Annotated in this window: 12 protein-coding genes; 4 read left to right on the plus strand and 8 right to left on the minus strand. The window is 37.0% G+C overall.

Annotated features, from left to right (window positions below):
* Positions 1–10: 10 nt before the first annotated feature.
* Positions 11–439 (plus strand): DoxX family protein, encoded by a 429-nt coding sequence (locus tag AC3FI7_RS02050; RefSeq protein WP_142722385.1) that lies wholly within the window; start codon positions 11–13, stop codon positions 437–439.
* 60 nt (positions 440–499) lie between these two features.
* Here the strand turns inward: AC3FI7_RS02050 and AC3FI7_RS02055 are convergent, their stop codons facing one another.
* Positions 500–652, minus strand: coding sequence for a bacteriocin-like protein (locus AC3FI7_RS02055; protein WP_491461270.1), 153 nt, complete (start codon positions 650–652; stop codon positions 500–502).
* A 117-nt stretch (positions 653–769) separates the two neighbouring features.
* Here AC3FI7_RS02055 and AC3FI7_RS02060 point away from each other — a divergent pair, with 117 nt between their 5' ends.
* A complete protein-coding gene (locus AC3FI7_RS02060; protein ID WP_491461271.1) occupies positions 770–3,172 on the plus strand; it encodes a S9 family peptidase in 2,403 nt (800 codons plus the stop codon).
* Positions 3,173–3,309: 137 nt separating this feature from the next.
* Here the strand turns inward: AC3FI7_RS02060 and AC3FI7_RS02065 are convergent, their stop codons facing one another.
* On the minus strand, positions 3,310–4,005 hold the full coding sequence (locus AC3FI7_RS02065) for an HAD family hydrolase (RefSeq protein WP_142722387.1): 696 nt from the start codon (positions 4,003–4,005) through the stop codon (positions 3,310–3,312).
* Between the two features lie 77 nt (positions 4,006–4,082).
* Between AC3FI7_RS02065 and AC3FI7_RS02070 the strand changes: the two genes are divergently transcribed.
* Complete coding sequence (locus AC3FI7_RS02070) at positions 4,083–4,646, plus strand: Crp/Fnr family transcriptional regulator (RefSeq protein ID WP_142722388.1); 564 nt, start codon at positions 4,083–4,085, stop codon at positions 4,644–4,646.
* A gap of 254 nt (positions 4,647–4,900) precedes the next feature.
* A complete protein-coding gene (locus tag AC3FI7_RS02075; protein WP_491461272.1) occupies positions 4,901–5,404 on the plus strand; it encodes a GNAT family N-acetyltransferase in 504 nt (167 codons plus the stop codon).
* 125 nt (positions 5,405–5,529) lie between these two features.
* Here the strand turns inward: AC3FI7_RS02075 and AC3FI7_RS02080 are convergent, their stop codons facing one another.
* The 6 genes from AC3FI7_RS02080 to AC3FI7_RS02105 form a co-directional block, all read right to left on the minus strand.
* Complete coding sequence (locus AC3FI7_RS02080; protein WP_491461273.1) at positions 5,530–6,891, minus strand: MATE family efflux transporter; 1,362 nt, start codon at positions 6,889–6,891, stop codon at positions 5,530–5,532.
* A gap of 100 nt (positions 6,892–6,991) precedes the next feature.
* A complete protein-coding gene (locus AC3FI7_RS02085; RefSeq protein WP_002979922.1) occupies positions 6,992–8,176 on the minus strand; it encodes a sigma-54-dependent transcriptional regulator in 1,185 nt (394 codons plus the stop codon).
* Positions 8,177–8,232: 56 nt separating this feature from the next.
* A complete protein-coding gene (locus AC3FI7_RS02090) occupies positions 8,233–8,892 on the minus strand; it encodes a YggS family pyridoxal phosphate-dependent enzyme (protein ID WP_491461274.1) in 660 nt (219 codons plus the stop codon).
* Positions 8,893–8,958: 66 nt separating this feature from the next.
* Positions 8,959–9,816 (minus strand): polysaccharide deacetylase family protein, encoded by an 858-nt coding sequence (locus tag AC3FI7_RS02095; protein ID WP_491461275.1) that lies wholly within the window; start codon positions 9,814–9,816, stop codon positions 8,959–8,961.
* Positions 9,817–10,112: 296 nt separating this feature from the next.
* Entirely contained in the window at positions 10,113–10,841 is a 729-nt protein-coding gene (locus tag AC3FI7_RS02100) for a DUF72 domain-containing protein (RefSeq protein WP_491461276.1), read from the minus strand.
* A gap of 4 nt (positions 10,842–10,845) precedes the next feature.
* Complete coding sequence (locus AC3FI7_RS02105; RefSeq protein WP_491461277.1) at positions 10,846–13,701, minus strand: heavy metal translocating P-type ATPase; 2,856 nt, start codon at positions 13,699–13,701, stop codon at positions 10,846–10,848.
* Between the last annotated feature and the right edge of the window lie 60 nt (positions 13,702–13,761).

The raw sequence follows: 13,761 nt of genomic DNA on the forward strand, positions 1-13,761 counted from the left end.
TTTTTAGTAGATGAACTATAATAATTCAAATTGGAGCTCAATACCTAAAGATATTATTTTATTAGCAGTGAGGGTATTTGTGGGTTTTGCAATGCTTTCTCATGGTTTTCCAAAACTTCAGATGCTATTGGCAGGAGGTAAAATTGAATTTTTTGATTTTATGGGACTGGGACCACAGATATCACTTATTCTTACGGTTTTTGCTGAATTTGTATGTTCAATACTACTTATACTGGGACTTTTTACAAGAGTTTCTCTGGGATTTTTAATCTTTACAATGATTATTGCCGGATTTGTAGTGCATGGTGCAGATCCTTTTGAAAAAAGAGAAATGAGCCTTATCTATCTTTCCGTTTATCTTTTATTGATGGTGATCGGGGCTGGGAAAATTTCAGTTGACCATATGATTGAAAGAAGGAAGAGAGCTTCAGACTGGTAATCTTAGAATAGTAACAATAAATAATAAAGGCACTTCAGAAATGAAGTGCCTTTTCTGTTCTTAGGGTGTGCAAGATGGTAAACACTCCCAGATAGGTGCCCCACTTGGCGTTTTGCCTACTCTGCAAGCTACATATCCAGAATCACATAATGGTGCATTTCCTCCGATGATTGCCTTCAGATTATGCTTTGAAAGTTTTCTTAAATTTTTCATATTATTTTAATTGTAAGATAAAAGTAATAAAAAAACAAATATGACACTAAAAAGAGTCTTATTTATTTAGCTTTATCAATCTGTTAAAATTCACTACATTCGTAGAAAATGAATTATATGAAGATAAAACTGACTATTTGCCTTTTGGCATTTCTCAATTTTTATGATGCACAGGAGAATATTACTTACCAAAAGCCATCTGCTGAAATCCTGAAACTGGCAGATTATCAAAGGCCACCAAGTGTTCTGATGAATAACAAAAAAGACTGGGTAGTTTTCACTTATCGTCCTACTTATAAGACGTTACAGGACCTTAGCCAGCAGGAAATGAAATTGGGTGGATTAAGGATCAATCCGGTTACCAATATCGGAAGTACAGTTACTTACTTTAATGATCTTAAGATCAGAAAAATTAATGATAAGAATGAAGTTCAGGTAAAGAATCTTCCTGCAGAAGCTAAAATTACATATATTTCATTTTCACCAGACGAAAAGAAACTGGCTTTTACCAATACTACAAATAAAGGGGTAGAGCTTTGGATCATAGATCTGGAAACTGCAGAAGCAAAAAAAATTACTGAAGATAATCTGAATGCCAACCTGGAGAGCCCTTATATCTGGAATAATGATTCTCAAAGTCTGCTGATCAAGAAGCTTCCTCAAAACAGACCTGCTCTGATTGATGCAGAAAAAGATCTTCCAACAGGACCTATTGTTTCTACTGCTGACGGAAAAGTATCACAAAACAGAACCTATCAGGATCTTTTGAAGAATCCTCAGGATGAAAAAAACTTTGAAGTTCTTACCGCTTCTGAAATTTATAGCGTAGATCTTAATGGAAGTCTTAAGAAATTAAAAGACCAGGATATGTATTATGGATTGAGCTTTTCCCCTGACGGCAGCTACCTGATGGCATCCGTAATCAAAAAACCATTCTCATATATCGTTCCTTTGAACAGGTTTCCATCAACCACTACAGTGTATGATATAAAAGGAAATACTGTAAAAGTGGTGAATGAAGTGCCTTTGAATGAAATCATGCCCAAAGGATTTTCATCCGTAAGAACAGGTAAAAGAAATATGGTATGGAGACGTGATGCATCGGCAACTCTTGTTTTTGCAGAGGCACTTGATGGTGGAGATCAATATAAAGCAGCTGAATACAGAGATGAAATTTTCACGTGGGAGGCTCCGTTTACTACAGCACCAAAATCTTTCTTCAAGACAAAACAACGATTTGATGGAGTAGACTGGACCAATGATCACTATGCCATCGTTTCTGAAGAATGGTATGATACAAGGAATACAAAATCTTTTCTGATTGACCTCAACAACGGCGAATCAAAAGTTATTGATGACAGAAACTCTCAGGATGTATACAGTGATCCTGGTAACTTCAATACAGTGAAAAATCAGTATGGAAGAACGGTTATTGACATGAAAGGAGGAAAAGCCTATCTGATCGGTGCCGGATTTACCAAAGAAGGGCAGCATCCTTTCATTGATGAAATGGATGTTAAATCATTGAAAAAGAAGAGACTTTATACTTCCAACCTTAAAAATGCCAAAGAAGGAATCATAGATATCCTGAATCCATCAAAAGGAGAAATTTTAACAACTCAGCAGTCTCCAAGCCAATACCCGAACTATTTTAAAAAGAATATCAGATCCAATAAAACAGAAGCGGTAACCCATTTTGCCAATCCTTTTGAAAGCATCAAAGATGTTTATAAAGAAGTGATTACCTACAAAAGAAATGATGGTGTAACCTTAACAGGAACTTTGTATCTCCCTGCAAATTATGACAGGAAAGCTAAAAAAGAAAAACTTCCTTTATTGATCTGGGCATACCCTAGAGAATATAAAGACAAAGATACTGCAGGACAAAGCACTCAAAATGATAATGATTTTACTTTTCCTACATATGGTTCTTTTGTATACTGGACTGCCAAGGGATATGCTGTTTTGGATAATGCGGCTTTCCCAATTGTTGGAGAAGGAAAAACAGAACCGAATGATACTTTTATTCCTCAGCTGGTAGCCAATGCAGAGGCGGCTATTGATGCTGTAGATCATTTAGGATATATCGACAGAAAGAAAGTGGCTGTTGGAGGGCATTCTTACGGAGCTTTCATGACAGCAAATCTTCTGACTCATTCTAACCTTTTCGCTTGTGGAATTGCAAGAAGTGGAGCGTACAACAGAACATTGACACCATTCGGATTCCAAAGTGAGCAGAGAAACTATTGGGATGTTCCTGAGGTTTACAACACGATGTCTCCGTTCATGCATGCTGATAAAATGAAAACCCCGCTTCTTCTGATCCATGGAGACGCGGATAACAATCCGGGAACCTTCACTTTACAGACTGAAAGATACTTCCAGGCACTGAAAAATCTGGGTGCTCCTGTAAAAATGGTCCTTCTTCCCAAAGAAGCCCACGGATACCAGGCCAAAGAAAATATCTTACACCTTTTATGGGAACAGGATCAGTTCCTTGAAAAGTGTCTGAAGAAATAAATTACAAAAGAGACTGTCCATAACGAACAGTCTCTTTTTTTGATTGAAAAATATAATAAGGAAGTTAGAGGCACACAACTTAAAAATTAAGCAAAGTTTAGCTTAATAATCTTATCTTCTTATGGCACTTTAACAGCTTAATATGAAAGATATTTCAGAATTTCATCAATACTCTTAAGCTCCATAAAATTCGGATGTTCAAGGTTAACGTCATGCTGCTCATGCGTCCAGGTGACATGATAAGGAATGTGAGCCGCAGAACCCCCTATTTCCAATACCGGTAAAACATCTGATTTTATGGAATTACCAAGCATTATGAAATTTTCAGGCGGGCAGTCCAGATGCTTAAGGAGCTTTTTGTAATCATTTTCCTTTTTATCACTCATGATCTCTATGTGATGGAAATATTCCTGTAATCCTGATTTTTTCAGTTTACGTTCCTGATCCAGAAGATCTCCTTTTGTTGCCACAACAAGCCTGTACTTTCCCTTTAAATTTTCAAGAGTCTCTGTAACTCCATTCAGTAACTCAATAGGTTTCTGCAGCTGGTCCTGGCCTAACTGTATGGCTTTATTCACCAGTTCCAGGGAGGCGGTATTATTGGAAATTCTGCTGATAGTTTCGATCATACACAGCATAAATCCCTTTACTCCATATCCGTACAAATGAAGATTCTGCATTTCTGTTTTAAACAGTTCCTGGGAGACTGAATGCTGCGGTAGGTAGTCCTCAAGCAGCATACAGAATTCATTTTCAGCCTCCTGAAAATAAGGCTCATTGATCCAAAGAGTATCATCTGCATCAAAAGCAATTGTAGTAATATGATTATTCATTTTTGTTTTGTAATTTTCTGAGCTCAAAATTCAGTATTAAAACTTAATAAGCAAAGGACATTTGTCCCGGGATCCATATGTTACGAACCAATCAGGAATTTTTAAGCTATTTCGAAGAGCTTTACAGTCAACAGGAGAGTGAGAAAGATATCCTGTTGAAATCTTATCCCAAAGGAGAAAAAATTCTTGTACAGGGACGGTTTCTTTTAAAACCTATGATTATTAAAGAAGGAATTACCAAATGTTATTTTACTGAAGAAAATGGAAAAGAATATATTGTAGAGTTTTCGGGAAGCGGTGAAATTGTTGGAGAAATAGAGATGATCAAAAATACACCTTGCTTATGCAGTATAGAAACATTAACTGAAGTTTCCGTTTATGAGATTGCTGTTCCATATTTCAGGTTTTTGCTTAAAAATGATATTATTTTAAATAACTTATTGCTTGATACCTTTGCCGAACGGATTATCAATACTTCCAGCAGAGCTTCTTACCAACAGCTTTATACAACAGAACATACTTTAACACAATTACTGAAAATGCAGGCTAAAGAAGGAATTCAGATTTCAAAAGAAGATATGGCCGCTTACCTGGGAATAACAGTAAGAAGCCTGAATAGAATCTTAAAAGACTTAAAATAGTTTTTAAGTTTAAGAGTAAAAAATGAAATTTTCAGCAATTATTATTAGCAATTAAAAAGCGACATGTAATTTTATCACAGATAAAATCCTCGCGCCTTTGTGTATTGACAAAAAATATTTTTATAAATGTTATAAATAGTATTTTATTGGGGGTGATCTCTTAAGAATGTCGAAATTGGGTAATTGATTGTGAATTTATAGGGTATTTTTTGAAATTTAGTATTTTTGTATAAAATTAAGCCGAATATTCGTCCATGGAAAAATTGAAGTTCAGGAATGCTGAATTAACAGATTTAAATAAAATCGTAGCCATTTATAATTCAACAATTGCCTCAAGAATGGTAACTGCAGACATGGAAGAAGTTTCTGTGGAAAGCAAAATAAAATGGTTTGAAGAACACAACTCTCAGACCCGACCGATTTGGGTGGTTGAAGATAAACAGGAGCAAATCATCGGATGGGTAAGCTTCAGTTCATTTCATGAAAGAGCGGCATATAATGGCACAGTAGAGGTGAGTATTTATCTGGATGAAATCTGTAGAGGAAGAGGATACGGTAAAACAATTCTGCAGTACTGCATCGACAATGTAGGGAAATTTGGAGTGAAAAATCTCGTTGCCCTTATTTTCCTTCATAACGAGCCAAGTCTGAAGCTGTTCAGGCATTTCGGATTTGAGGACTGGGGAAACCTTCCTAATGTAGCAGTTTTGGACGGAATAGAACGAAGTCTGAAGATTTTAGGAAAGAGAATCGATTAAATGGTAAAAGAGGCAAAAAGTAAATTTTAAAAAGCCTATATCAACCTCTTATTAGTTTTTATCTGTAATTAAAAATTGGAAAGAATAAAAAATAGCCGTTTCAAAACTGAAACAGCTATTTTATTTTATGAATTCTGCTTAATTCTTTTTGCAGACATATTCAAAAATCGTTTTACAAGAAAAACTGCGGATACCGTCAATCCTAATCCAAGTGCGATCCACATACCCAATGCTCCCATTTCCAGAGTAACACAGAAGAAATATCCTAAAGGAATGGTAATTACCCAATAGGCAATAAAAGTATAGATAGACGGAATTTTCACATCCTGCAATCCTCTAAGCATTCCCAAAGCCGTCACCTGAATTCCATCTGAAAGCTGGAATAGGGCAGCGATGATCATGAGCTTGGATGCTAATGTAATAACTTCTACTTCTTCTTTTTTTGTGAAGAAAGTCGGAAGGATATTTCTGCCTAAAATAAATACCAATCCACAGATACACATGAAAATAAATGCAATTTTCAGATTGTTGATTCCTACTTTTCTCAACTCAACAAAATTCTGTTCTCCCAGTTTTCTGCCGATCATGACTGTGGAGGCAACACTGAACCCAACACACAGATTGAAAGTAAATGAAGCCATACTTAAAGCAATCTGGTGGGAAGCAATATCATGAGCAGAAATCAGCCCGCAGATGAATGCAGCCCCGGCAAAAGCAGTTACTTCAAAAAACATCTGTAAAGCGGTAGGCAATCCAAGTCTTACCATTTTATCAAACATCTGCTTTGAAAAATCCTGAACTTTTAAAGAGAAATCTTTGATATAACGTCTTGTTCTTTTTTCTTTAAGCAATACAAAATAAAGGAAAACAACCATGAAAATTCTGGAAATCAGAGTTGCCAGGGCCGATCCTTTTACCCCCATCGGAGGTATTCCCCAGAGTCCTTTGATAAAAACATAATTCAGTGCAATATTGATGATATTGGCAATAATGGTAGCTTTTGTAACTCCGATCGTGTATGATAATCCTTCAGAAACTTCACGAAGCGTCTGAAATGCCATGAACGGAATCATACTGATTACCATGATACTTAAGAAGCTTACCGTATCGGGAATGATCTTGGCAGGCTGCCCTGAGTGATAGAGGAGCGGCATTCCCATCAGTAAAATAACCATGAGAATGATCCCAACAGACATATTGATAATAAAACCATGACTGAATACAGAATTGATCGTAGCGTGATCTTCTTTCGAGTGTGCTTCCGAAACCAATGGCGGTATAGCAAATGAAAACCCAAGGGCCAATACAAAGATGGAGAAAAATACTGCATTCCCCAATGAAACGGATGCCAGAGCATCAGCTCCCAATAATTTTCCGACAATAATATTATCGAATAAGTTTACTGAAACCTGCCCCACCTGGGTAAGCATCACAGGCAGAGCCAAAGTCAGGCATTCTTTCGTATAGTTCTTGTTTAAAAAGTTCATAATATTTTAAGATTCATATAGTTTATAATTAAAATAGGGGCAAAAAAAAATTTGCAGTGTTTATACTGCAAATTTTTATAATATTGTAATAATAGCTTTATTATTTCCTTACAAAACTTGCAACGTCACTTTCAGAAACAGTATTTCCACCAAGAATAATCAATCTTTCCACAACATTTCTTAATTCCCTGATATTTCCAGTCCATGAAAGAGCTTTTAAAGCATCAATCGCTTTATCATCAAATTTTTTCGCAGCAGTACCATGCTCATCAGCAATCATACCTGCAAAATGCTCAACTAATAATTTGATGTCTTCTTTTCTTTCATCCAATGGCGGAACATAGATTTCAATAACAGAAAGTCTGTGGTAAAGGTCTTCTCTGAATTTCCCTTCCTCTATTTCTTTCTGCATATTCTTATTTGTTGCCGCAATTACTCTCACGTCAACTTTAATTTCTTTATCACTTCCAACAGGAGAAACTTTGCTTTCCTGAAGAGCTCTCAATACCTTAGCCTGAGCAATAAGGCTCATATCTCCAATCTCATCAAGGAAGATCGTACCGCCGTTTGCCTGTTCAAATTTTCCCTGTTTATCTTTAATAGCACCTGTAAAAGACCCTTTTACGTGTCCGAAAAGTTCAGATTCAATCAGCTCAGACGGGATAGCAGCACAGTTGACCTCTACCATTGGGCCTCTTGCACGCTCACTTTGATTGTGAATAGCGTGGGCTACCAATTCTTTTCCTGCACCATTAGGTCCTGTGATCAAAACTCGGGCGTCAGAAGCAGCTACTTTTTCGATCATATCCTGGATCTTTTGAAGAGCAGGAGAAGTACCGATCATCTGATATTTTTTGCTTACTTTTTTCTTTAGAGTTTTATTCTCGGTCTGAAGATTCTTATTTTCTTTTTTCAGGGTTTCCTTTACCAATGCATTTTTTACACTTGTAATAAGTCTGTTGATATCAATGGGTTTGGAGATAAAATCGTATGCACCCTCCTTCAGACAGGAAACAGCAGAATCGATATCTGCATGGCCTGAGATCATGATAAAAGTAGTTTCTGGCTTTAATGCGAGACTTTGCTTCAAAAGTTCGGTTCCTGAAAGTTTAGGCATCTTGATATCAGAAATCACCAGTGCGAAATCTTCTTTTTCTACCTGTTTGTACCCTTCAAGGCCGTCTTCGGCGATAACAAATTCATAATCGGTTAGTTCATCCGAAAGAATACTGTGAAGTACTCCCGAGATTGCTTTTTCGTCTTCTACTATAAGGATTTTTTGCATAGTTGCAAATTTAAATTTTTTGTTTCAATTATTAGCAAAAACTGTACCTAAATATTCTATTTTGAATAGTCTCTCCTTCCGAAAATAGCAGATCCAACCCTTACAGAATTAGCCCCACACTCAATGGCTACCGGAAAATCATCACTCATTCCCATAGATAAAGTATTCAATGGTCTTACTGTACTTAGTTCATCAAAAAGGCCTTTCAGAACTAAAAACTCATTTCTTACCTGCTGTTCATCATCCGTGAATGTGGCCATTCCCATTAAGCCGGTGATTTCAACATTAGGAAAATGTCCGTCAATATATTTTCTGAAGAGATCTTTCGCTTCAGAAATGTCAAGCCCGAATTTACTTTCTTCTGCCGCAATTTTCACCTGTAAAAGAACTTTGATAATTCTGCTATGCTTTCCTGCTTCTTTGTTGATTTCTGCTAATAATTTTTCAGAATCCACACTTTGTATGGTATCAATAAAAGGAGCAATATACTTGACTTTATTTGTTTGCAAATGACCGATCAGATGCCATTGGATATCCTGAGGAAGAAGGGGGAATTTCTCCATCAGTTCCTGAACTTTATTTTCTCCAAAGACTCTCTGTCCCAGATCATAAACCTCCTGGACAGCTGAAGCGGGATGGGTTTTAGAAACAGCAACCAGCTGCACAGTGGATGGCAGCTGGTTCTTTATAGTGTTATAGTTCTCTTTAATACTCATAAATACAAATGTCCGAAAATTCCCTGAATGTTCAAAGCTCAAAGATCATCAGATCTGCTGTGCATATTAATTCAAAACCTCATTGATTTTAGGGTACTGTGAAATTTTTCTGAAAACAAACCTATTGCTTTTCTGCAGTTTTTCAATGAAAAGATCCAGTTCATTGATAGAATCTGCATCTCTCAGATACTGATCATGGGTGAGAAATACAAGGTGTCGTGAAGTCTTTTCAAGATCGTTTAAGAAGATACTGTCTACCTTTTTGATCATGGCTTCATGACTTCCCTTTAAAGTCATCTTTTGGGAAGGTCTCCATTCCAGGTCCCAGCCAATTACTTTATATCCTGCTTTTTTGAGGCCGTCTGCAGCTGCAGTAGAACTTTTGATATCCGTTACATTAATATTGTTCAGCCTCCATATATTTCTCCCTGGAGTTCTTGCTATTTTATCATAAAGCTTCAGGCTGTCTCTGGCAATGTCAAAATCATGAACGACAGCGTCAGCATTTTTATAAAAATCGGTGTACTTATTGTGGGCATGGGTAAAACTGTGATTAGCCAGTTCTATCAGTGGATTCTGCTTAAGCAGCAGCAGATCATCTTTCTGTTTTTTGCTTCCATATGCATGTTTCCCCACCAGAAAGGCAGTTGCGCAAACATTTCTTTTATCCAGGATTTTTAAAAGATTTTCGGTTCCCTGATTGGGACCGTCATCGAAGGTAAGGTAGATTACTCTTTTATCGCTTTCTTCGTCCATTTTGGGGACTATTTCTGCGGCAGGATGTTCCTGTGATCTGACGACGGGGTCATGATTCACTTCATTCTTGAAATTACAGCTGTTCAATAAAACTGAAGTTGCACTCACCAATGCAAACATCCCGAGGAAAGTCTTATTTCTTGACTTTCCCGCAAAAATTTTTCTCATAAAAATAATGGAATTTAAATTGTTAAAAATCGTTAAAAATAACAACAGAAAGTTAACAAATTATATGCCATGCAGTACAGAAATTTTTCTTTTTAAGTTTATTTTAAGAACTTTATTTTAAAGGAGATTTCCATTGTCATTATGAATTATTATGTATGGTTTTCTTTTATTTAAAATTTAACATTTATAAATACAAAAGCAATAGTTGTTTTCTATCTTTATTGAGTTTTTAACATTCTTCATTGGATGGAGAAATATTTTTATTTTAACAAAATCAACGACATCCAGTATATTTGTTATTCTAAAATTGTCTTCAGAAGCAATGAATTTTTAATGGCTGCCGTTCCCCAGGTATTATTGAAAAAAATAAAAGAAGTTAGCCCGGTATCTTTAATCTTTTCAGCAAGCCCATTTAAAAAGCTTTCACTGTATTCTGATTTATAAAGAACAGGTTTCCCATGAAGTCTGTAATACAATATTCCCGGATGGTTGATGATCAGATCTTCCGGAAGGTCGCCCGGAAAACTTACACCGGAAAAAATAATACGATGTTTTTGTAAAAGATCATATATTTCTTTTTCCCACCATGAGTTGTGCCGGAATTCTATGACGTTCAGAAAACGGTGATCAATATTGTTGAAGATACGTTCCGTGTTTTCAGGAGTCCTTTTGAAGGAAGGAGGGAGTTGGTATAGAAATCCTGAAAGCTTATCCTTCAGACTGCTTTGAATATGACTGCAGAAGAGTTCAATTTCTTCCTTTGAATTTTCAAGCCGGTTCTGATGGGTAATGGATTTAGGAATTTTAATAAAAAATCTAAATGCATCCGGTGTTTCATCATACCACTTCAACAGTGTTTTTGAGGTCGGTTTTCTGTAAAAAGTAGAATTGATTTCTACAGCGTTGAATGTCTTTGAGTATAAGGAAAGAAAATCTTTACTTTGGGCATTTTCAGGATATAAAGACCCTTTCCAGTCATTATTATAAAATCCCGAACAGCCTATGTAAAGATTTTCTTTTGTCATAATATTATTGTATGTCCAGATCTACGGAGTTTAATCTCAATGAATTAAGGATCACTGAAAGTGAGCTGAAACTCATTGCCGCTGCTGCAATCATTGGTGATAACAGAATTCCAAAGAATGGATACAATAATCCTGCCGCAACCGGAACTCCCAAAACATTGTAGATGAATGCGAAGAACAGATTTTCTTTTATGTTTTTAAGAAGCTTTTCACTGAGTAGTTTTGCTTTGGCTACTCCTAAGATATCTCCTTTTAATAAAGTGATCTCGGCACTTTCAATGGCTACATCCGTTCCTGTTCCCATAGCAATTCCCACATCAGACTGGGCAAGGGCAGGAGAGTCATTGATCCCGTCTCCGGTCATAGCCACTATTTTACCTTGCTGCTGCAGCTTTTTAACTTCATTGAGTTTATCTTCAGGAAGGCAGTTCGCTTTGAAATGTCTGATTCCTAGTTCATCGGCCACGGCTTTGGCCGTATGTTCGTTGTCTCCGGTCATCATGATTACATCGATGCCTTCGCTCATTAATTGTTTAACAGCTTTTTTAGAACTTTCCTTGATTTTATCTGTAAAACTTATAAAGCCAAGTACCTGCTGATCTTGTGCTACATAAGAAATTGTATGCGCTTTGGACTGTACTTCTACAGCTTTTTGTTTTAAAGTCTCCGGAATCTGGATCTGATGTGAGGTCAGCAGGCTTTCATTTCCTAAATATGCTGTTTTGCCATTGATGTTTCCTTTCACTCCTTTTCCTGAAATGTTTTCGAACCGGTCTACTTTTTCAGCAGTTATATTTTTTTCTTTTGCTCTTTTTATAACCGCATTGGATAATGGGTGTTCAGAATTCTGATTCAGTGAAAAAGCAAGTTTTAAAATCTGATTCTGTTCACCGGCTGCTGTTTCTATATATTCTACCGACGGTTTTCCTTCCGTTAAAGTTCCTGTCTTGTCAGTGATCAGAACATTGACTTTATTCATCTGCTCAAGAGCTTCAGCGTTTTTGATCAGGATTCCGTTTTTGGCCCCTTTTCCAATTCCTACCATTAACGACATTGGCGTTGCCAACCCAAGTGCACAAGGACAGGCTACGATGAGTACTGCTACAGCATTGACGAAAGCAAATAAGCTTCTTTTCCCTTCAGGACCGAAAAACTGCCACAGAATAAAGGTAAGCACAGCAATAAGGATCACCACTGGAACAAACACTTTTGAGACCTTGTCCGTCAGTTTTTGAATAGGGGCTTTGCTTCGGCTGGCTTCATTGACCATTTTAATGATCTGTGAGAGCAAGGTTTCGTCGCCTACTTTTTCTGCTTTCATGATGAAAACCCGGTTTCCGTTTATTGTTCCAGAAGATACTTTATCATCAGTGTTTTTTTCAACAGGAACAGGTTCTCCCGTAATCATGCTTTCATCTACGATAGAATTGCCTTCTGTGATTTTTCCGTCTACGGGGATCTTTTCACCAGGCTTTACTTTTAATAAGTCTCCTATTTTTACCTGCGAAAGCAACACTCTTTTTTCTTCGCCATTGATCATAAGATTGGCTTCATCTGGTGAAAGATTCATCAATTCTTTGATGGCATTTCCTGTCTTCTTATGAGCTGCCGCTTCCATTAACTGGCCTAAAATAACAAGGGTTAAAATCACGCAGACCGCTTCAAAGTACAACGGGATTTCATGATTATGCCCACGGATTTCATGAGGAATAATGTCCGGAAAAATTAAAGCAACAATACTGAAAATAAATGCTGCAGCCACTCCCAGCGCAATAAGACTGAACATATTGAGATTCCATGTCTTAAAGGAAATCCAGCCTCTTTTCAATAAGAACCACCCGGAATAAAACATCACCGGAAGAGTGAAGGCAAGCTCGATAAATCCCTGAACCTGATGGGAAAAAGGAAAATTGATAACCATCCCACCCATCGAAAGAATGAAAACGGGAATGGTAAATGCTAATGAAATAATGAATTTTCTCTTTAATATATGGTATGTTTCATCCTCTTCATCATCACCGCTGTCAGGCATTCTTACGAGGTCCATTCCACAGATAGGGCAGTCTCCCGGTTCGTCACGAATAATTTCCGGGTGCATTGGACAGGTATATTTTGCGGTTTTCTTTTCTGGGTATTTAACAAGATCCATTCCGCAGACCGGGCATCCTACATTGGAATCATAAGTTTTATCCCCCTCACAATACATCGGACAGTAATATCTGCCTGCCATTTCATCGGTTACTTTTGGAGCTTCATGGTGGGTATGATGATGGCCGTGATGCTTGTGAACGTGTGAATGAGAATGTAAGCCTCCTTTCTGAATAAGTTCTTCAGTGATAGGTTCCAAATGCATATGACAAACCGGACAGTCTCCTTTTTCATTGTACACCTTATCTCCTTCACAAAACATCGGACAATAATATTTTCCAAGATTGTCTTTAAAGTTTTCCGGAAGGTTGTCTGCAGAATAAGTAGGCTTGTGATGGGGATCTTTGGCCAGTTTTTCTTCAATAGGTACAAGATACATATTACATACAGGGCATCTCTCTCCTTGTTTGAAATACACTTTATCTCCTTCGCATTCCATCGGGCAATAGTATACTGAAGACGGCGATACACGATCCTGAGGCTTTAAAAAGGCTTTTTCGGGATTGTGGGGATCTTCAAGCCTGTATTTTCCTATTTCTGCCAAGGCATCATTTAAAACGGAAAGCTGCACTCTATGATCAGAAATGATTGTTGCGGTATTGGTTTCCAGATTTACCTCTGCTGTAACACCATCAATACTGTTCAGTTGATTTGAGATCTTTTTCTGGCAGCCGGAACAGGTCATTCCGAGTATTTTATACTGTTGTTCCATGATTCTTAAATTTATACTACAAATTTCCAAAATGGATATCTAAGGCTGTTATAAATTTAA

The organism is Chryseobacterium sp. TQ-BC-N36, from assembly GCF_058382295.1.